The sequence below is a fragment of the Nesterenkonia lutea genome (genome assembly GCF_014873955.1).
Lineage (GTDB): Bacteria > Actinomycetota > Actinomycetes > Actinomycetales > Micrococcaceae > Nesterenkonia > Nesterenkonia lutea.
This window is the reverse complement of record NZ_JADBED010000001.1, coordinates 2,270,760-2,290,380: the sequence shown is the minus strand read 5'-3', so window position 1 is coordinate 2,290,380 and position 19,621 is coordinate 2,270,760. Positions and strand designations below refer to the sequence as shown.

Genomic DNA, 19,621 nt, shown 5'->3' with positions numbered 1-19,621 from the left:
GTGACTCCGGGGAGGGTCACTCCTGGGTGTAGACCTGGTGTCCGGCGAACCAGGTCTCGAGGGCGCTGAAGTCCTTGACCTCTTCCATGTCGGTGCTCAGCGGGTTCTTCTCGAGGAGGATGAAGTCGGCGGAGTATCCGGGCGCGAGGCGCCCGATGACGTCGTCCAGGCCCATCGCCTTCGCAGGCCCGGTGGTGTAGACGTGCAGCGCCTCCTGAAGCGTGATCGCCTGCTCGGGCCAGAGCTGTCCCGGGAATTCGCCGCTGGGGTTGCGCCGGGTGACCAGGCCGTAGATCGCTGACCAGGGGTTGGGGTCCTCCGAGACCGGCCAGTCCGAACCGCCGGCCACGGTGGCGCCGGTGTCGAGCAGTTCGCGGTTCGGGTGGAGCTCGCTGGCGCGGGGTTCGGGGAGCACGCTGCTCAGCGCTTCGACGATGACCCCTGGGTACCAGAGGCTCGGTGAGATCTCGGCGACCACATCCAGCTGACCGAAGCGGGGAACATCCTCGGGATGGATGTAGTTGCCGTGGGCGATGTGGACCTTTATCTCGGTCAGACCGTCACTGCGGAGGGTCTCCACAGTGTCCAGCACGGCGCGCACGGAGGCGTCTCCGGTGCAGTGGATCTTGGTCCCGATGCCCAGCTCGGCGCAGCGCCGCAGCCACCCTTCGAGCTCCTGGATGGGCATGGTGGTGGCACCGAGGTGATCATGACCATGCAGGTCATCGGGCAGATACGGCTCCAGGAAGGCCCCGGTCCGTGAGGGCGGCACGCCGTCGAGGAAGATCTTGGCGAAGTCCGGCCTGTGGTGCACGGTTCGGTACTGCTCACCGCTGCTGATGAGGGGATCTCCGACGAACTCAGTGCCGAAGATGAAATCGTTGATGAGCATCGAGGAGACTACCCATGCTTTGAGGCGGCCCTCGTCGTCGAGCGTCTTCAGCCCGGCCATGATCTCTTTCGAGGCGGCCGCGTCCTGGAAGGCGGTGATGCCGTATCCATGCAGCATCTCGATCGCCCGTTCTGAGCTGGCCGCCACATGTGCGGCGTCGAGCGGTCCGCTCTCGGCGATCCGCGCCTGTTCCACCAGTGCGCCGGCGGATTCGATGAGCACGCCGGTGGGACGGCCTTCAGGGTCCCGGACGACCTGTCCCCCGTCGGGATCCGCCGTGAGCTCGAAGATGCCGCCGCGGCGCATCGCCGCCGTGTTCGCCCATTTGTTGTGCTGGGAGTCATCGGTCAGCAGGACCGGTCGGTCCCCGGTGGCGGCGTCGAGCAGGCGCAGCGCCTCGGGGGTGGAGAGGTCCGCGTAGAGTCCCGAGCCCCAGCTTCCACCGAGCACCCAGGCCCCAGGGCTCAGCTGTTCGGCCCACTGACTGACGGCCTGCACGATCTGCTCCACAGACGCGCTCGGGGAGATCTTCAGCCGGTGGAGATCCACCTCCCCGGCGACATTGTGATGGTTGTGTGTGTCGACCAGACCCGGCAGGACCGTCAGTCCACGGAGATCTCGGCGAGTGACCCCCGGCCCGTCCAGCCGCAGGATCTCCTCGGCGGATCCGACGGCGAGGACCCTCCCTCCGCCGAGCGCCATCGCCGTGGCTGTCGTGTGCTGGTCATCCATCGTCAGGATGACTCCGTTGTAGAGGATGAAGTCGACCGCGTCCATATGAAGTCCTGTCTCGCCGGTGCGCAGTGAGCGAAGTCTGTGTCTCGCCACTGGGGTTGCAGTGACTCTAGGTCCGACACGGTTCGGGCGACTTGGATACTCGTGCAGGCTCTTTGTCGTTTAGCGCGGTGCGGAATTCACCTTGGATGAGGAGTTCAAAACAATGGTGAAACAAACTGTCGGTCGATCTTTGACGTGAATTCCGGCGCACGTATGCACAAGGAGCATGCATCGGGAGGCAAACCTGATCTGGGGAGATCAGCACAGACTGGGCAGATCATCGAGAGACCGTCCGGCGAGAGGAAGCCATGCAGCTGGAGACAGCGCACGAACTTGCAGGAGTGGCACTGGCGGAGTTCGGCCTCGCCCCCGAGAGCCAGATCAGCTTTGTGAAGTACCGGGAGAATCACGTGTTTCGAGTGGATTCCCCTGCGGGGTCGTCCTTCGCACTCAAACTGCACCGGGCGGGGTACCGCACTGACGAGGAGATCCTCACCGAGCTGCGCCATATCAGCGAGCTCCGCGCGCGGGGGATCTCGGTCCCGGAAGCGCGCAGCACCCGCACAGGCGAGCTCTACGCCGTCGTCTCCCATGGTGGACACACCCGGCGGGTCTCGGTGGTGGGGTGGATCCACGACGCTGAACCCAGCGGGGATGCGGGGGCGGCCTTCGCGGGCGAGGAGGCTGCCGCCCCGGAGGACTTCACCGCGATGGGCGAGCTGCTGGGTCGCCTGCACCGGGTGAGCGAGTCGATGGAGCCTCTTGCCGGATTCCAGCGCGGCGCCTGGGACGCAGACGGGCTGGCTGGGCACGCTCCGCTGTGGGGCGACCCGCTGGCTCTGTCCACACTCGCCGCGGAGGAGCGGGCTCTGCTCGAGCACGCGATGAAGAGACTCCGTGCTGACCTCACCGAGCTCGGACCGGAACCGGGAACCTACGGAATGATCCACGGTGATTCCACCCCGGAGAACGTTCTGAAGACCCCCACGGGTCTGATGCTCATCGACTTCGATGATTTCGGGACCGGCTGGTACCTCTTCGACCTGGTCACTGCCCTGTTCTTCTACACTCCGGGTCCGCAGTACCAGGTCCTGGAGCAGGCGCTGCTGCAGGGTTATGAGAAGGAGAGGGTCCTCTCCGACGCCGAGCGCGGCGCTTGGGACGCGCTGATGCTGGGCCGCGCCCTGAGCTATCTGGGCTGGGCCGCTGAACGTCCCGGCGATGAGGCATCCTTGTTCATCGAGCACAGCGTGGTTCCCTGGGTGCTGCGGCTTGCCCGGGCCTACTGCGACGGCGCGCCTGCGCCATATGCTGCCGACGCCGAGTCCCTGAAGGAGACGACACTGTGAACAACACCCTGCTGAACCGGCGCTTCGCGACGATCGGCCGTCATTCGCCGTTGTTCTACGAGGAGCCGCTGCACCTGGTCTCGGGGGAGGGCGTCTGGCTTACGGACGTCGAGGGACGGAAGTACCTCGATGCCTATAACAACGTGCCGCACGTCGGGCACGCCCACCCTCGTGTGGTCGAGGCCATGCGAGCGCAGGCGGGGACTCTGAACGTCCACACCCGCTACCTCAACGACCGGGTCGTGGACTACGCCGAGGATCTGTTGAGCCGCTTCGAGCCCGGCCTGGACCGCGTGCTGTTCAGCAACAGCGGCTCCGAGGCGAACGATCTCGCCTTCCGGATGGCGCACCAGCACACCGGAGCTCGCGGCATCCTGGTCACCGATCACAGCTATCACGGCCACACCTCATTCCTCACCGAGATCACCACCGGATTGAAGACCCATGAGCCGCTCGGTGACCACGTGCGCACCTTCCACGTCCCTGACCTCGACGAGGCGGCCAACCGTGACCGCAGCGAGCAGGAGATTCTGACCGCCGCGCTGGCCGAGGTGGAAGCCTGCCTGGCCGACCTGGTCAGAAGCGGGCACGGGGTCTCCGCCGTCATCGTGGAGACGATCTTCTCCACCGAAGGGCTGCCCCGGGTGCCCGAGGGATACGTCACTGGGATCGCCCAGCTGGTGCGTCAAGCCGGTGGCCTGGTCATCGCAGACGAGGTCCAGGCCGGACTGGGCCGCATCGGGAGTCATTTCTGGGGCTACCAGAAGCATGGGATCGTCCCGGACTTCGTCACGATGGGCAAGCCGCTGGGCAACGGGCATCCGCTGGCGGGCGTGGTGACCACGGCCGAGCTGCTCGAGGAGTTCGGCGCTCGCAATGAGTACTTCAACACCTTCGCAGGGACCCCGGTCTCCTCGGCCGTGGGCCACGAGGTGCTGAAGATCGTCGACGACGAGGCCCTCGTGGAGAGCTCCGAGCGTCTCGGCGCGTTGATCCGCCCTCGAATGGCCGAGCTCGTGGAGGCGCGCCCGCAGCTGGGGGTTCCCAGAGGTTCGGGACTGTTCTTCGGCTTCTCGGTCTTCTCCGACGCCGACCAGCTGCACCCTGACGCGCAGACCACCAGGCAGCTCGTCGAGGCGATCAAGGCTCGCGGCGTGCTGTTGAGCAAGATCGGCCCCACCGGCTCGGTGCTGAAGATCCGTCCTCCGCTGGCCCTGCGGGAGGAGCACCTGCCGCTGCTGCTGGGCACGATCGAGGAGGCGGTGGACGAGGTCCTCGGCTGAGACTCGGTGGGATAGCCTCGAATCCATGGATCAGCAGGGGCACGCCGACGGCGCAGAACGGGACGTCTCCGCACGCGAGATCGGTGTCGGCCCCTGGGAGGGGGACTGGCCCGAGGGTGAGCACTATGATCCGGAGCTTCTGCGCGAGGGCGACCGCCGCAATGTGGTCGATGAATACCGCTACTGGTCCCATGACGCGATCGTCGCGGACCTGGATTCACGCCGGCATGACTTCCATGTGGCCATAGAGAACTGGCAGCACGACTTCAACATCGGCACCGTCGTCCGAACGGCCAACGCATTCATGGCCAAGGAGGTCCACATCATCGGCCGCCGCCGCTGGAACCGCCGCGGCGCCATGGTCACCGACCGTTACCAGCACGTGCGCCATCACGCGTCAGTGGAGGAGTTTGTGGTCTGGGCTGAGTCCGAGGGACTGCCGGTGCTCGGTGTGGATCTGTTCCCAGACTCCCGGCCGATAGAGACCTACGAGCTGCCCAGGCGCTGCGTGCTGGTCTTCGGCCAGGAGGGCCCCGGCCTCAGCGAAGAGGTCCGGGAGGCGGCGCTGGACACGCTCTCCATCGCACAGTTCGGCTCCACCCGGTCCATCAACGCCGGCACTGCGGCAGGGATCGCGATGCATGCCTGGATCCGACAGCACCGCTTCAGCGGCTGAACCGTCCTGCCCGGCCGGCCCGGGATCTAGGGCGTCTCCCCTCGCTCCAACTTCTCCAGGAACCGTTCGATCCGCCGAGCACGCGTCGCCGGGTTCGCCGCGATCATCAGCTGGTGCAGCACGTGAGACCTGCCCTGACTGGTCAGAGACTCGAAGGTCGCCTTCGCGGTCGATGAGACCTCCAGCGCCGCAGCCAGATCCTCGGGAACCACCGCGCCCGCCTGGCCGGCATAGGCTCGATCCCAGCGCCCGTCGGCCTGCGCCTTGTTGATCTCGGCGTGGCCCCGGGGCCGCATCCGTCCCTCAGCGATGAGTGCCTCGACGTAGCCGACATTGCGCTTCGACCACATGGAGGTCTTGCGCCGCGGGGTGAAGCGCTGCAGGAAGGTGGTGAAGTCGCGAGCGTTGCGCTGCCCGTCGATCCATCCGCTGCACAGGGCCTCCTGGAGAGCCTGCGCGTAGCTCAGCGACGTCGGCTCTGTGACACCCTTCTTCGCCATCACCAGCCAGACCCCATCAGAGCTGTCCTCGTGCTCATCCAGCCAGGCGCGCCAAGCGGCGACGTCGGCGACCCTCAGCAGCTCGTGTTCAGTCACGGCGTCCGGCCCTGGTGTTCTCAGGGTCTGCGGCCCAGCGGGTGAGGAACTCGGCCCCGGCCTCGTCATGGATCGCGCCGCTCTCCGAGGTGAGCACCTCGTAATCGGTCTCCGGGATGCCGTCCTCAGGGCGGACGTCCACGTGGGTCACGGGCAGCCCCCGCTCGTGCAGCCAGCCGGCCATGGCGTAGTCGGTGCGGGAATCACCCATGGTGAACCAGCTCTGCGCGGTGACGCCGCGTGCCTCGAGCAGGGTCAGGGAGCGTTCGGCGCCGAGGTCCTTGCCCACGCGTTCGTGCTCCACATCGGTGGAGATGATGGTCGGGTCGATCCGGACATGCTCCAAGCCGTGCTTCTGCAGCAGGCCGGGGATGGCGGCGTCGAACTCTTTCTGCGCTTCGAGGTAGTCCTTGTTCTCCACTTCGGTGGACTGCTCCACGGAGACCATGGCGCGCTTGGTCTCGTCGAAGAACATATGCTCGCTGAACCGTTCGGCGACCAGGTCCCGCACCTCATCAGAGAGCTCGGTGGGGAGTTTCAGGTCCTCGTCGATGTGGATCTCGCCGAGCCCCTCGGGGGTGACCTCAGCCCAGACGGCGCCCTTCTCGGCCACGGTGAAGACCGGCGTGTCGGGCAGCAGGCCAGCCGCACGCATCGGTGGGATCACCTGCCGCGCGATGAAGTCATCCGAGCGCCCGGTGTTGAAGATGACCGGGATGCCCTGGTTGGCCAGGGCGGCGAGATCCTGGGCGATGGACTCGATGGCGACGGTGCGGCTGACCGGAGAGGCGATGGGCCCGTCCACGTCGAGCAGCAGTCCGAAGGGCGGGGCGGGGTTGAAGACAGCAGTCTCAGCAGTGGAAGTCACGTCTCCATTATCCGGCAAGGACGGCCTCTCCGGGCTCCAATCGGATGATGACTCCCTTCGAGACCGGGGTGTTGCTTCCCTGGACCGTGTCATCAAGCGGCACCAGGACGTTTCCCTCCGGGTAGTACACGGCGGCGCATCCGCGGGCCGTCGGGTAGGACACCGCGCGGAAGCTGCGCAGCACACGATCCTTGCCGTCCTCGTACTCGCCGTGCACATCGAGGAGGTCGCCGTCGCTGAAACCCAGCTGCGCGAGGTCTTCAGGGTTCACAAAGACGACATGACGGCCCTTCTTGATGCCGCGGTAGCGATCGTTGTAGCCGTAGATGGTGGTGTTGAACTGGTCGTGTGAGCGCAGGGTCTGCAGAATCAGGCGTCCGGGAGGGCACTGCATCGGGTCGAGTTCATTCGCGGTCATCATCGCTCTGCCGCTGGGGGTGTTGAACGTGCGGGAGTCGCGCGGCCCGTTCGCCAGCAGGAAGCCGTCCTTCTCGCGAATGCGCCTGTTGTAGTTCTCACAGCCGGGCACCACGTGGGAGATGTGGTCGCGGATGCGGTCGTAGTCGTCCTCGAACCCTTGCCAGTCAGCAGAGACCCGGTCGCCCAGGGTCGCGTGTGCAAGTCGACTGATGATAGCGACCTCGGACAGCAGCCCAGGCGCCACCGGTTCCACCGTTCCCTGTGAGGAGTGGACGGCGCAGACAGTGTCCTCCACCGAGACGAACTGCGGACCGGTCGCCCGGTGATCGACCTCAGTGCGACCCAGCGTCGGCAGGATGAGCGCTTCCTCACCGAGGACGGTGTGCGAGCGATTGAGCTTCGTCGAGATCTGCACGTTCATCTCGAGGTTCTGCATCGCTGCCTCAGTGGCCGCGGTGTCCGACATCGCGCCCGCGAAGTTTCCGCCCAGCGAGAGGAAGAACTTGATCTCGCCGTCGCGCATCCCTCGGACGGCGGCGACCGAGTCGACACCGTGATCCCGCGGGGGTTCGAACGAGAACTCCTTGCCGAGCGCATCCAGGAACGACGGCGGCATCTGCTCCCACACTCCCATGGTGCGATCACCCTGCACGTTGGAGTGCCCCCGGATCGGCGACGCACCGGCACCCGGACGGCCGATGTTGCCGCGCAGCAGGAGCAGGTTGATGATCTCCTTGATCGTGCCCACACCGTTCTTCTGCTGCGTGACGCCCATCGCCCAGGTGATGATGACCTTCTCGGCGTTGATGTAGCGGTCGGCGAGTTCATCGATCGCGTCCGAGCGCAGCCCCGTGGCCTCGAGCACCGTCTGCTCGTCCAGGTGTGCGAGGTGTTCGCGAAGCGTGTCCAGGCCTTCGCAGTGCTGGGCGATGAAGTCGTGGTCCAGCACTGAGCCGGGGTTCTGGTCTTCAGCTTCAAGCACCCGCTTGGAGATCGCCTGGAGCAGCGCCATGTCTCCGCCCGCCCGGATCTGGAGAAACTGGTCGGCCAGATCAGTTCCGCGGCCGAGAACACCCTTGGGCTTCTGTGGATTCTTGAACCTGCGCAGCCCCGCCTCGGGCAGAGGGTTGATCGCGACGATCTGGCCGCCGTTCTCCTTCTGCTTCTCCATCGCGCTGAGCATGCGGGGGTGGTTGGTGCCGGGATTCTGGCCGATCACGATCATCAGATCGCACTCGAGGTAGTCGTTGTAGGCCACGGTCGCCTTGCCGATGCCGATCGTCTCGCCCATGGCGACGCCGGAGGATTCGTGACACATGTTCGAACAGTCAGGCAGGTTGTTGGTGCCGAATCCGCGGATGAAAAGCTGATAGATGAAGGCGGCCTCGTTTGAGGCGCGACCACTGGTGTAGAACGCAGCTTCGTTCGGGGAAGCAAGGCTCTTGAGCTTCTCGGAGATCAGCGTGATCGCCTTGTCCCAGCTCACGGGCTGATAGTGATCCTCACCCGGCGCCTTGTAGACCGGCTCTGTGAGTCGACCCTGCATTCCCAGCCAGTACTCGGAGCGTTCACGCAGCTCACTGATCGGGTGTTCGGCCCAGAATTCCGAGGCGACCGTGACCGGTGTCGCCTCCCAGGTGACGGCCTTGGCGCCGTTTTCGCAGTACTCGAAGGTGCTGCGTTCGCCAGAGGGATCCGGCCATGCGCAGCTCATGCAGTCGAACCCCTGCTTCTGGTTCATCCTCAGCAGCGTGCGCGCGCTTCGTTCCGCGCCCATGTGCTTCAGTGCCGGCTGCATGGAGTGATAGACACCGGGCAGGCCGGCGGCCCAGGCCTTGGGCTCCCCGACTTCGAGATCGTTCTCGTCGGCTTCCTCGACGGGAGGATTGGAGCGAGTCATCGGACATCCTTTCCAGGCCGCCCGCCCTGTTGCGGGACGCCTCAGTCTCGAACACGGTGGAGCAGACCTGAACGTTATGAGTCATTGTCGTCGAAAACCAGGATCAACGCATCTGTCCCTTCCTCACGGGCCAGCTGCCGCGCCGACATGCACAGGGGGCCTTCCCCGCGACAAGGATCAGGCGCGGATCTTGACCATGTCCGGGTCGACAAGCGGTTCGGAGACGACGCTCGCCCTGATCATCTTCCCGAAGTAGCCGATCTCCACCTTGTGACCCACCTCCAGCGTGGCGGGGAGCCATGCGTAGACCACCGGTCTGTGGACGGTGTGACCGAAGCCAGCGCTGGTGACGTAGCCGACCGCGCGTCCCTCGCGGAAGACCGGTTCCTTGCCCATCACCATTGATGTGCCGTCGTCGACGGTCAGGCAGCGCAACCGTCTGGCGGAGGGTTCATTGCGGCGGATCTCGGCAGCTTCCTTCCCGATGAACTCCTCCTTGGCCGCTCGAACGGCGAATCCCACCCCAGCGGAGAACGGATCGTGTTCGGTGTCCATGTCGTTGCCCCAGGAGCGGTAGCCCTTCTCGAGCCTCAGGCTGTTGAAGGCGCCGCGCCCGGCCGCGACGACTCCCAGGTCCTGGCCCGCCTCCCACAAGATGTCCCACAGGCGCAGTCCGAAGTCCGCGGTCGTGTAGATCTCCCAGCCGAGCTCCCCGACGTAGGACAGGCGCATCAGGCGCACCGGGACCCCCGCGATGCTGGTGCTGGCCGCACGGAAGAACTTCAATCCGTCGTTGGAGAGGTCCTGTGCGGTCAACGGTTGAACCAGATCGCGGGCCCGCGGCCCCCAGACACCGATGCAGCAGGTCTCCCCGGTGGTGTCACGCACCTGGCACCACAGTTCGGGGCTCTGCGCGGACTGGTCGGCGGCGTGCTTCAGGATGTGGTCGAGGTCCAGGCCCCCGTTGACGCCGATCTGGAACAGGTCCTCCTCGATGCGTGCGACCGTCAGATCGCTCTTCACCCCGGCCTTCTCGTCGAGCATCAAGGTGTAGGTCACTGAGCCGATCGACTTGTCCAGATTGCTGGTTGTCAGCATCTGCAGCAGGGGGAGCGCCCCGGGACCGGTGACCTCCAGCCGTTTGAGCGCCGTCATGTCGTACATGGCCACGTTGGTGCGTGTGGCGTGGGCCTCGACCGCTGCGATGGGCGACTCGAACTTCGCGCTCCACTCATCGCGCACGGGCGGCTGCCATTCCTCGGGCAGCCGCGTCACCAGGTCCGCATTGGCCTCGTACCACTGGGGACGTTCCCAGCCGGCAGTCTCCAAGAAGAACGCGCCGAGCTCGACCTGTCGCTGGTGGAAAGGTGAGACCCGGATGTTTCGCGGAGAGGAGCGCGGCTCCAACGGATGGCGGATGTCGTAGATCTCGTCGAAATTGTGCTGCGCGGTCTCCAGGACATAGTCCGGCTGCAGCTGCAGCTGCTCGAAGCGGGCGACGTCGAGTTCCCGGAGATCGGTCTCCGAGCGGCCGTTGACCAGCAGTTCAGCGACGGCCTTCGCCACGCCTGCGGAATGCGTCACCCAGACGGCCTCGGCGATGAAGAATCCACGCAGGTCCCGCGACTCGCCCACCAGCGATCCGCCGTCGGGGGTGAAGGAGAAGACTCCGTTGAAGGCGTCCTCGAAGGTGGCGTCCCGCAGGGACGGCACGAGCAGCTGGCTGTTCTTCCACGAGACATCGAAGTCTTCACCGGTGAACGGCATGCGTGAAGGCATGTTGTGCGTGGTGATCTCCGCCGTGTCCGGCATCTCGGCGTAGTCCACGGGCATCGCACGGTGAGCGTAGGAGCCGATGCCGATGCGCGCGCCGTGCTCCCTGAAGTACAGATCCTCATCCTGGTGCCGCAGGATCGGCAGGTCCGCGCTGTTTCCTGTCCCGCGCACGGTGCGCGCTGCGGCTGCGGATTGACGCAGCGGGGCGAGCGGAGAGGTGGTGATGTACTGGTGCGCCATAGGCACCAGCGGAACCTTCATTCCGATCAGGTCCCCTACCGCAGGGCCCCAGAACCCGGCCGCCGAGACCACGATGTCGGCAGGGAACACCGTCTCGCCGCTTCGCACTGCGGTGACCCGTCCGGCTTTGCGGTCGACCCCTGTCACCGGGGTCGAACCGATGAACACCGCGCCGCGGGACTCGGCGCGTTCGCGCAGCAGCTCCACGGCGAGCACTGAGGAGGCCAGCCCGTCACTGGGAATGTGCAGGGCAGCCAGGACCAGGTCCTCGTCGATGAGCGGGTGCAGCGCCTTGGCCTCTGCGGAGTCCACCAGCCGAGCTTCCAATCCCCACGACGTGGCCCAGCCCTGGCGGCGCTTGAGCTCTTCGACCCGTGCCGGGGTCGTGGCGACTTCGAGCCCTCCGACCTGGTTGAAGGCGCTCTCACCCCCGCGCACCAGGGATGCGAGCTTTTCTCCGGTATACGTGCCGAACCCGGTCATGGCCTTGGATGCGTTGGTCTGGAAGACCAGTCCGGGGGCATGCGAGGTGGAGCCCCCGGTGAGGGGGATCGGGCCCTTGTCGAGGACTGTGATGTTGTTCCAACCGCGCTGGGTGAGTTCATCGGCGAGGTTGGCTCCGACGATTCCGGCTCCGATGATGACGACGCGTGGTGGCTTCATGGTGACGTTCCTTTGGATCGGGTGGCGGTGCCGTGTGACGGCCCGTCGGTCATCGCGGTGGGCTTGCGCATCGGCTGCGGGCCTAGGTGAAGGTGATGGTCCGCAGTCCGTCGACCAGGACTCGGTTCTCGACGTGCAGCCGCACGGCCTTGGACAGGGCCAGGGCCTCGTTGTCTCTGCCCACCATCGCCAGTTCCTGAGGACTGAGCCGGTGGTCGACCCGGATGACCTCCTGTTCGATGATCGGACCCTCGTCCAGATCGTCGGTGACGTAGTGCGCTGTGGCGCCGATCTGCTTGACGCCGCGGACGTGGGCCTGGTGGTAGGGGCGGGCACCCTTGAATCCCGGCAGGAACGAGTGATGGATGTTGATGGCCTTCCCGGTGAGCTGCGAGCTGAGTTCGGGGGAGAGGATCTGCATGTACCTGGCCAGGACGATCAGGTCTGCGTCATATTCGTCGATGGTCGCAAGCAGCCGAGCCTCGGCCGCCGGCTTGGTCTCAGCGGTCACGGGGATGTGGATGAAGGGAAGGCCGGCGGATTCTGCCATTCGGCGCAGGTCCTCGTGATTGGAGACCACTGCGACCAGGTCGGCGGCGAGGGTTCCGGTGGTCGAGCGGAAGATCAGGTCATTGAGGCAGTGGCCCATCTTCGAGACCATGACGAGGACTCGCGGCCTGGTCCCGTCGTGGAAGGTGAAGTCCATCGAGAACTTCTCGGCCACCTCGGCAAAGTCCTCGGCGAGATCATCGACCGATTCCGCCTTCTCACGCTGGACGAAGGCGGTCCGGAGGTACAGGCGCTGCGCCGCTGAATCGTCGAACTGCTGGTGCTCGACGATGTCGAAACCACGCTCGAACAGGAACTTCGACACTGAGTGGACGATGCCGCTGTGCTGCGGACAGGAAAGTGTGAGGACCGCCTGGCTGCTGGCGGCCGTGTCTTCACGGGCGGTGAACAGGCGGGCGGCCCCCGAGGCGACGGTGGAAGGCAGATACGTCATGGCGGATGCTCCTTGGCTTGTCGAATCAGGGGCGGGCCGGCGGGGCCAGCTCGGATGTGCCGGGCGGAGCACCCGCTGATTCGCTCTGCATGTCGCCCGACGAAGCCTCAGCTGATGCTGCTCCAACGTCTCGCCGTCAGGAATACAACTGATATATAAGAGATCCTAAGTGCGCTGAACCACAGGTGTCAATGGTTGCGGCGGTCCGGATCCGTGCACCGCTCTTCTGCGCTGGCCTCCTGCGCTGGCCACAGAGCGGGGAAGACCGACGAGGGTGTCTCAGACGATCGTCCCCTGCCTGTTGCAGGGCCCGTTACAGGGCTTCGCGCACGCGGTTCTCGAAGTGGGTGATGTGGTCCTCGGCCAAGCGCGCAGCCAGGTCCGGGTCACCATCGATGATGGCCTGCAGCAGGGCTATGTGCTCGTTGATGTGGCTGCCGATGGGCTCGAGACCGGCCAGCACAAAGTTCCACATGCGCTGGGAGAGGTGAAAATACTGGATCAACGTGGTTTCCACGTAACTGTTGCGCATCACGGTGTAGACCGCGCTGTGGATGCGTCCGTCCAGGTCTACGGAGAGTCTGTTCGACGCGAATTCCTCAGTGGTGATCTCTTCCAGGCAGCTCCGCAGCAGCTCACGATCCTCATCCGTCGCCTGTTCGGCAGCCCGCCGGGCAGCGAAGGCCTCGAGCACCCGGCGCGCATCGGAGATGTCCTTGAGGTCGCGGATGTTGACATCGGAGACGATGGTGCCGCGACGCGGATAGACCTTGAGCATCCGGTCCGATTCCAGGCGCTTGACCGCTTCACGCATCGGGGTTCGTCCGACCGAGAGCTCACGCATGAGAGCTTCCTCATCGAGCGCAGAACCCGGCTCCAGGCGCATGTCGATGATGCGCGCGCGCAGTTCGAGGTAGGCGTGTTCCGCCTGCGTCCTGCCCTCCGGTGCCGGATTCGCGACGCTCACTGGCGCCCTCGATGCATGTGCGATCCCATACTCCCTCGTCGCTTGATATATCAGAGAGTACGGTACTTGTGCTTCGCCGCTATACCCGAGCGGGATCTCGAGCGCGAACGGTTCGACCCCTCCCGGAGATGGATCAGGAGTGGCCGAAACCGGACCGCATGGGCTAGTTGTTGAGGTAGCCGTTGGGGTTCAGCACATACTTGGTGGCCGCTCCCGCATCAAACTCCGCGTAGCCGCGAGGCGCATCCTCGAGCGAGATGACCTTGGCATTGACCGCCTCCGCAATGTGGATCTTGTCATGCAAGATGGCCATCATCAGCTGGCGGTTGTACTTCATGACCGGGCACTGACCGGTCATGAAGGAGAGGGACTTCGCCCACCCGGTCCCCAGACTCAGGGACAGGCTGCCCTTCTGGCTCGCCTCGTCTGCGGCACCAGGATCCCCCGTGACGTAGAGCCCGGGGATCCCCAGGGATCCACCGGCGGCCGTGATGTTCATCAAGGAGTTGAGCACGGTCGCCGGCTCCTCCTCAGCGGAGGCGCCATGTCCCTGCCCGCGAGCCTCGAAGCCCACAGCGTCGATGCCCGCATCGACTTCCCGGACGCCGAGGAGCTGCTCGATCTGGTCCGCAGGATCCCCCTGGGCGACGTTGACGGTCTCACAGCCGAAGGACCGCGCCTGGGCGAGTCGATCCTCGTTGAGATCCCCTACGATGACCACGGCCGCGCCCAACAGCTGGGCGCTGGCAGCCGCGGCCAGTCCGACAGGCCCGGCACCGGCGACGTAGACCGTGGAGCCGACACCGACGCCGGCCGTGACTGCTCCATGGAATCCGGTGGGAAGGATGTCCGAAAGCATGGTCAGATCCATGATCTTCTCGAGGGCCTGGTCCCTGTCGGGAAACCGCAGCAGGTTCCAGTCCGCATACGGGACCAGGACGAATTCGGCCTGCCCGCCCACCCATCCGCCCATGTCCACATAGCCGTAGGCGCTTCCAGGACGATCTGGATTCACGCGCAGACAGATCCCCGTCTTCTGCTCCTTGCAGTTGCGACACCGTCCACAGGAGATGTTGAACGGGACCGAGACGATGTCTCCGACCTCGATGAACTCGACATCAGGGCCGACTTCAATGACCTCGCCGGTGATCTCATGCCCGAGGACCAGGTCCACGGGAGCTGTCGTCCTGCCCCGGACCATGTGCTGATCGGATCCGCAGATATTGGTGGCGACGGTCCGGAGGATGACCCCGTGCGGGACTTTTCGGCCGACGTTTTCAGGATTCACGCCGGGTCCATCTTGCAGCTCGAAGGTCGGGAACGGGGTATCGATGAGTTCCACGATCCCGGGTCCCTTATATGCGACTGCCTTGTTCTCTGACATCTTTGTCTCCTGAGGTTGGCGGATGAATCAACGTGGTGGAAAGAGTCCGTGGAGCACGTGCGTCGGAGTGCTCCTGGCGGCTCGATGCTGGCGAGGGTTGTGGCTGCGGATCCGGAATCGGTCAGGCGTCGATCACCAGATCGGTGCGTGCCGTGGAGCAGCAGGGCAGGAACTTGCCGGCATCGATCTCCCGCGACCGGATTCCTCCTTGATGGTTCATCTCAACCTCCCCGGAGAGCTTGACGATCTTGCAGGAGCCACACATGCCTTCCTGGCAGTTGGCTCCGATCTTGATGCCTGCATGCCTGGCCGCCTCAAGGATCTGTTCGTCGGGGTGGATGCGGACGTTGATTCCGGTACGGATGAAAGACAGGGTGAGACTACCCGTTCCCACAGTGCCGAACGTCGATGTATCGAGAAAACCGGTCCCTGACTCCGTGTCCGACTCGCGGGCGGGGGGTTCCGGGAGCGGCGGATTCGCGTCCACCGATTCCAGCTGCAGGCCCGCGGCCTCCAGCGTGCCCTGGGAATCGTAGCCGGGTTCGTAGAGTCCGAACGCCGCGGGCTGGCTTTCGTAGTACTCCTCGGGGGAATCGGCGATCTCCTCCGCGATATCTTCGGCCAGCGCGACCTCGGCTCGGTATTCCATCCGTGTCTGGTGATCCCCAGAGAAGAACTCCATGTGGATCGAGGTGTCGTCGACGCCGAGCGAGCCCAGAAACTCGGCGGCGTTGTTGAGATAGCTCGCCGGGCCGCAGGCGTAGACCTTGCGACCGTTGGCGTCTGGAGCTACCTGATCGATCATTGATGCTGTCAGGCGTCCGTTAAGTCCCTCCCAGCCCTCCGGCTCGCGGCGATTGCCCAGGGAGTAGAAGACCTTGACGCGAGAGTCCACCGAGGCGATGTACCCCAGCTCCTTGAAGAAGGCGAAGCTTCCGGGCGCGGTGCCGTGGTAGAGCACAATGACATCCGCCTGCCCCGGCAGAGAATGGATGGTCCGCACCATCGACATGATGGGCGTGATGCCGGCGCCCGCGGCCAGCAGAAGGTAGCGCGCCCGTCGGTCGGCGTCGGGCAGGTGGAACGCCCCGACGGGACCGAGCATCTCGAGCACCGTGCCGGGTCCGACGTTCTCATGGACCCAGGGGGAGACCACTCCCGTGGGGTCACGCTTGACCGTGACGTTGAAAGTCCATGGTTCCGTCGGCGAACTGGACAACGAGTAGCTGCGGTTCAACGAGTCCTGGTCTTCGCCGTTCACGGGGAAGGCGATGTTCAGGTATTGACCAGGACGGAACGCCAGGGGCGCGCCGTCCACGCGGCGGAATATGAAGGTCATCATGCCGCCGGATTCGGGCACTGTCTCGACGCACTCGGCGAGGAACTCCTGGGGATGCCAGGGTCCAAGTGCTCGAGCGGCCCCTGCGGGTCCCGCGGTGCTGCTGAGCACCCTGTTCCACGGCATCTCGAGGCCACGAATGCGTTGCGGCTCTGCTCGAGAGATGGTCGTGCTCGTGATCATGCCAAGTGCTCCCGCACCCGCTGGACGTACCAGTTGATGAATGCCTCGACCTGATACTCGCTCTTCATATAGGGCCCGGGCTCGTAGGCCGGACTGTTGGCACCGGCTTGGCAGAGCTCTACGAACGCCTTGTCCTGCAGGTTGGTCTGTTTCCAGGTGTGGGTGAGCTTCTCGAGATCGTAGTCAACACCGGCCACTGCGTCGTCGGCCACCAGCCACGTGGTGCGGACCAGTGTCTGATGCTCGTTGACGGGGAACACTGCGAACGTGACCACGTGGTCACTCAGGAAGTGGAACCAGCTGTTGGGCTGCAGGTGCATCGAGCAGCGGCCGAGGCGGAAATCGCGCAGGTCTCCGAGCAGCTTCTTGGAGAGCCTGTGCCCGTCGGAGGAGAACGATTCGCCGTCGCCATCCAGGGAGTCCCGCGCGATGCGGATCCCCGCCACCCGGGTGTCGAGCTCCTCGACCACGCCGTGGGGGAGGTCATAGCGTCGGCAGCGGTCGATGAGCGCGTCCTGAGCCTTCTTGTTGCGCTCCCACACTTCTTCGAGGTGCGCAGGGATCAGGCCGTCGGTCAGTCCCCAGGTGGGGAAGAGGGAACAGGCCAGCTCGGGGTGGCCGTCGCAGTGATAGCACTCCCGGTTGTTCTCCATGACGAGCTTCCAGTTGCCCTCTTCGATGATGTTCTGCTGGTAGGCCACCTTCGTCTTGGCCAGATCGTGGGGCGCGAGGTAAGGCTCGAAGATCTCTGCTGTCTCGTCAAAATCCGTCGGCGGCTCGTCTGCCAGGCAGACGAAGATGAGTCCGGCGTGCTCTCGGCCATGGGCTCGCTTGAGGCCGAAGCAGCTCTTGTCGAAACTGGTCTCTCCGGGGGCCGAGGCGTGGATCAGGTTGCCCTCGGGGGAGTAGGTCCAGGAGTGGTAGCCGCACACCAGGTTTCCTGTGGTCCCTGAGGACTCGGTCAGGACTCGTGCGCCTCGGTGCCGGCAGACGTTGTGCATGACGTTCACCCCGCCGTCGTCGTTGCGCAGGACGATCACTGAGTAGGGGCCGTAATCGACCGTCACGAAGTCGCCCGGCTCGGGAAGTTCGGCAACGCTTGCGGCAAAGACCCAGTGCTGGCCGAAGATGGCCTGCACGTCGAGCCTGAACACCGCCGGATCTGTGTAGAAGGGCGCCTCCAGGGAGTAGCCTCCTCGCCGATGCTCGAAGAGCCTGGCGATCTCCGTCATCTGCTCGGCCGGAACTGACGACGTCAGACTGCCGCGTGCACTGTTCGGCACCTTGACTGAAGCAACCATGGATCTACTCCTGAGGAGGGGCGGGCAAGTGTGCGATCCGTGGGACTGGGAGTCGTTCCTGCCACCGTTGCTGAAATTGGTGTACTTCCGAGAGTAGGCAGTATCTCTCTGCAATAAAATCGCAAGATGCTGGCGACTATTCAGCGGAATGAGTGCATGATTGAGCCATGATCGATCCACGACTCACGACGCTCAGGACGTTCGCTCAGTGCGGCACCGTCGGAGCCACTGCGGAGCTCACCGGATATTCCCCCTCCGCAGTCTCCGCGCAGCTGCGAGAGCTGCAACGTGTGCTGGGGATGGAGCTGCTGACGAGGGACGGACGAGGACTGCGACTGACCACTACTGGTCGATTTCTTGTGACGGGCTCCGACGCGGTGGTTGCTGAATGGGAGCGACTGCGGGCTGCTGCGCTGGAAGCCGGTGGGCAGATCCAATCCAACTTCGAGATCGGTGGCTTCTCCACCGCAGCTGCGCAGCTGCTCGCGCCGCTCGCGGCCACGCTTCGCACTACGCGGCCCCTGTTGAAGGTGCGGGTGCTCGAAGTGAATCCGGCACGGTGCTTGGATCTGCTGGTCGCCGAACGGATCGACCTGGCCGTCATCGTGGTGATGCAGGACGACGAGCACGTCGACGAAGATCCACGCTTCGAACAGACGACGCTGTTCAACGATCCCCTCGACGTGATTCTTCCGTCTGACCATCGGCTGGCGTCGCGGGCCACGGTCACCCTCGAGGAGCTCGCGCTGGAGCCGTGGATCACCGAGGCTCCCGGGTCCGCCTATCATTCCCTCTTCGCGGCCGCATTCACGGCGATCGGGGTGACACCGCGGGTCGCGCATGAGGCCGTCGAATGGGAGACCCAGGTCGCTTTCGTCGGCGCTGGACTGGGTGTGGGTCTTCTGCCGCGGCTGGCTGCTCTGCGAAGCGCGGAGAATGTGATTCGACTGCCGATATCGGGGCGAGGGAAGCCCTCTCGTCGAATCGTGGCCGTCGCCCGCCAGGGAAGCACTGGTTCACCGCTCATCAGAGAGTCCATGGAGATCCTGCAGGCCAGAGCGCAGCGAATCCTGACCCAGCAGCTCAAAGACGATCTCTGAAGGGCGGGTCGCTCTCATCCCGCCAGGCGGCAGGAGGCCGCTCCTGCTTCTGCTGATCGAATCCAGGTGGCTGTGATCAGAGCGCCTCGCGCACGGTCACCTCAAAGTCGCGGACGTGGTCCCGGGCGAGCTTCTGCGCTGCGGCATCGTCGCCATCAAGGATGGCGCGAAGAAGCGCGCCGTGTCCCGCGATGTGTTCCGCGATCGGTGGGAGGCGGTCCAGGACCAGGCACCAGATGCGGGTCGCGAGATTGTCCAGTCGCACCAGCGACGCCTCCAGGTGGTGGTTCCCCGCGGCCCGGTAGATCAGGCGATGGACCTCGAGGTCGTACTCGATGAGTTCCCGGGGTGCACGCGTCTCGTCGATGGCTTCGACAGCGGCGGCGGTGTGTTCGAGCTCGCCGCGCAGAGCGGGCGTCAGCATGCGAGCTGCACGGCCGGCGGCGGCGGGCTCCAGCAGAAGGCGCACCTCGGAGATCGCCGCGAGCTCTGTGATGTCCACGATCGTGGCGAAGGTGCCGCGTCGCGGGTAGGACACGACAAGATGGTCGGTCTCCAGCCGCTTCAGCGCCTCCCTCAGCGGAGTGCGACCCAGTCCCAGCTCGGCAGAGAGCTGACTCTCGCTCAAGGGCGACCCGGGCGGAAGATCGAGCATGATGAGTCGGTCACGAAGGACGCGGTAGGCGCGTTCGGCCAGCGGCGGAGCCTGGCCCTGGCTCTCGATCTCGGTCTGCATGAGCGCTCACTCCCCAACTTCACCGGCGTGGGTATTGACCCCGTTATGAGGAAGATCATACTATGTATGCGTAACTGATATACCAGTTGTCGGCAGCGATCTCACCAGTGGTCCCCAAGCGATCTCATCAGCGATGCTGGCCACGATCGTCAGCACCTGCTGCACCCG

Annotated in this window: 15 protein-coding genes; 4 read left to right on the top strand and 11 right to left on the bottom strand. The window is 64.9% G+C overall.

What is annotated here, in order from left to right:
• Positions 1-16 precede the first annotated feature (16 nt).
• Positions 17-1,720 carry an amidohydrolase gene (locus H4W27_RS10420; RefSeq protein ID WP_318782294.1) on the bottom strand — a complete coding sequence of 568 codons (1,704 nt, stop codon included), beginning with the start codon at positions 1,718-1,720 and terminating at the stop codon, positions 17-19.
• Positions 1,721-1,977: 257 nt separating this feature from the next.
• On the opposite strand from H4W27_RS10420, the gene H4W27_RS10415 reads away from it, so the two are divergent.
• Genes H4W27_RS10415 through H4W27_RS10405 form a run of 3 tightly spaced genes read left to right on the top strand, consistent with a single transcriptional unit; the run spans position 1,978 to position 4,977 of the window.
• Positions 1,978-3,018, top strand: coding sequence for a phosphotransferase enzyme family protein (locus H4W27_RS10415; protein WP_192595876.1), 1,041 nt, complete (start codon positions 1,978-1,980; stop codon positions 3,016-3,018).
• A complete protein-coding gene (locus H4W27_RS10410) occupies positions 3,015-4,301 on the top strand; it encodes an aspartate aminotransferase family protein (protein ID WP_192595875.1) in 1,287 nt (428 codons plus the stop codon). Before H4W27_RS10415 ends, H4W27_RS10410 begins: the two co-directional genes overlap by 4 nt.
• Positions 4,302-4,326: 25 nt before the next feature.
• Complete coding sequence (locus tag H4W27_RS10405) at positions 4,327-4,977, top strand: TrmH family RNA methyltransferase (RefSeq protein ID WP_192595874.1); 651 nt, start codon at positions 4,327-4,329, stop codon at positions 4,975-4,977.
• A gap of 26 nt (positions 4,978-5,003) precedes the next feature.
• Here the strand turns inward: H4W27_RS10405 and H4W27_RS10400 are convergent, their stop codons facing one another.
• The 9 genes from H4W27_RS10400 to H4W27_RS10360 all read right to left on the bottom strand — a co-directional run bounded on the left by H4W27_RS10400 (position 5,004) and on the right by H4W27_RS10360 (position 17,617).
• The gene (locus tag H4W27_RS10400) at positions 5,004-5,573 is read right to left on the bottom strand and encodes a YdeI/OmpD-associated family protein (protein WP_318782292.1); all 570 of its coding nucleotides are present in this window, start codon (positions 5,571-5,573) and stop codon (positions 5,004-5,006) included.
• Complete coding sequence (locus H4W27_RS10395; protein WP_318782291.1) at positions 5,566-6,441, bottom strand: Cof-type HAD-IIB family hydrolase; 876 nt, start codon at positions 6,439-6,441, stop codon at positions 5,566-5,568. The genes H4W27_RS10400 and H4W27_RS10395 overlap by 8 nt, the downstream gene beginning before the upstream one ends.
• Before the next feature lie 7 nt (positions 6,442-6,448).
• Positions 6,449-8,761, bottom strand: a complete 2,313-nt coding sequence (locus H4W27_RS10390) for an FdhF/YdeP family oxidoreductase (RefSeq protein ID WP_192595871.1) — start codon at positions 8,759-8,761, stop codon at positions 6,449-6,451.
• Positions 8,762-8,938: 177 nt separating this feature from the next.
• Positions 8,939-11,440: a GcvT family protein gene (locus tag H4W27_RS10385; protein WP_192595870.1), complete on the bottom strand. Its 2,502-nt coding sequence runs from the start codon at positions 11,438-11,440 to the stop codon at positions 8,939-8,941.
• Positions 11,441-11,522: 82 nt separating this feature from the next.
• Positions 11,523-12,443, bottom strand: a complete 921-nt coding sequence (purU, locus tag H4W27_RS10380; RefSeq protein WP_192595869.1) for a formyltetrahydrofolate deformylase — start codon at positions 12,441-12,443, stop codon at positions 11,523-11,525.
• A gap of 313 nt (positions 12,444-12,756) precedes the next feature.
• Positions 12,757-13,410, bottom strand: coding sequence for a GntR family transcriptional regulator (locus H4W27_RS10375; RefSeq protein WP_192595868.1), 654 nt, complete (start codon positions 13,408-13,410; stop codon positions 12,757-12,759).
• 163 nt (positions 13,411-13,573) lie between these two features.
• Entirely contained in the window at positions 13,574-14,794 is a 1,221-nt protein-coding gene (gene fdhA / locus H4W27_RS10370; RefSeq protein ID WP_192595867.1) for a formaldehyde dehydrogenase, glutathione-independent, read from the bottom strand.
• Positions 14,795-14,915: 121 nt separating this feature from the next.
• Complete coding sequence (locus tag H4W27_RS10365; RefSeq protein WP_192595866.1) at positions 14,916-16,316, bottom strand: flavin reductase family protein; 1,401 nt, start codon at positions 16,314-16,316, stop codon at positions 14,916-14,918.
• Positions 16,313-17,617 (bottom strand): aromatic ring-hydroxylating oxygenase subunit alpha, encoded by a 1,305-nt coding sequence (locus tag H4W27_RS10360; RefSeq protein ID WP_192595865.1) that lies wholly within the window; start codon positions 17,615-17,617, stop codon positions 16,313-16,315. The genes H4W27_RS10365 and H4W27_RS10360 overlap by 4 nt, the downstream gene beginning before the upstream one ends.
• 167 nt (positions 17,618-17,784) lie before the next feature.
• On the opposite strand from H4W27_RS10360, the gene H4W27_RS10355 reads away from it, so the two are divergent.
• Positions 17,785-18,717 (top strand): LysR family transcriptional regulator, encoded by a 933-nt coding sequence (locus H4W27_RS10355; protein WP_192595864.1) that lies wholly within the window; start codon positions 17,785-17,787, stop codon positions 18,715-18,717.
• Positions 18,718-18,793: 76 nt separating this feature from the next.
• Here the strand turns inward: H4W27_RS10355 and H4W27_RS10350 are convergent, their stop codons facing one another.
• On the bottom strand, positions 18,794-19,453 hold the full coding sequence (locus H4W27_RS10350) for a GntR family transcriptional regulator (protein WP_192595863.1): 660 nt from the start codon (positions 19,451-19,453) through the stop codon (positions 18,794-18,796).
• Between the last annotated feature and the right edge of the window lie 168 nt (positions 19,454-19,621).

Excerpts from the sequence above, each read along its gene's own strand:
- H4W27_RS10415 (WP_192595876.1), top strand. The coding sequence starts at position 1,978 with ATGCAGCTGGAGACAGCGCACGAACTTGCAGGAGTGGCACTGGCGGAG.
- H4W27_RS10405 (WP_192595874.1), top strand. The coding sequence starts at position 4,327 with ATGGATCAGCAGGGGCACGCCGACGGCGCAGAACGGGACGTCTCCGCA.
- H4W27_RS10390 (WP_192595871.1), bottom strand. The coding sequence starts at position 8,761 with ATGACTCGCTCCAATCCTCCCGTCGAGGAAGCCGACGAGAACGATCTC.
- H4W27_RS10385 (WP_192595870.1), bottom strand. The coding sequence starts at position 11,440 with ATGAAGCCACCACGCGTCGTCATCATCGGAGCCGGAATCGTCGGAGCC.
- purU (WP_192595869.1), bottom strand. The coding sequence starts at position 12,443 with ATGACGTATCTGCCTTCCACCGTCGCCTCGGGGGCCGCCCGCCTGTTC.
- fdhA (WP_192595867.1), bottom strand. The coding sequence starts at position 14,794 with ATGTCAGAGAACAAGGCAGTCGCATATAAGGGACCCGGGATCGTGGAA.
- H4W27_RS10365 (WP_192595866.1), bottom strand. The coding sequence starts at position 16,316 with ATGATCACGAGCACGACCATCTCTCGAGCAGAGCCGCAACGCATTCGT.
- H4W27_RS10360 (WP_192595865.1), bottom strand. The coding sequence starts at position 17,617 with ATGGTTGCTTCAGTCAAGGTGCCGAACAGTGCACGCGGCAGTCTGACG.
- H4W27_RS10355 (WP_192595864.1), top strand. The coding sequence starts at position 17,785 with ATGATCGATCCACGACTCACGACGCTCAGGACGTTCGCTCAGTGCGGC.
- H4W27_RS10350 (WP_192595863.1), bottom strand. The coding sequence starts at position 19,453 with ATGCAGACCGAGATCGAGAGCCAGGGCCAGGCTCCGCCGCTGGCCGAA.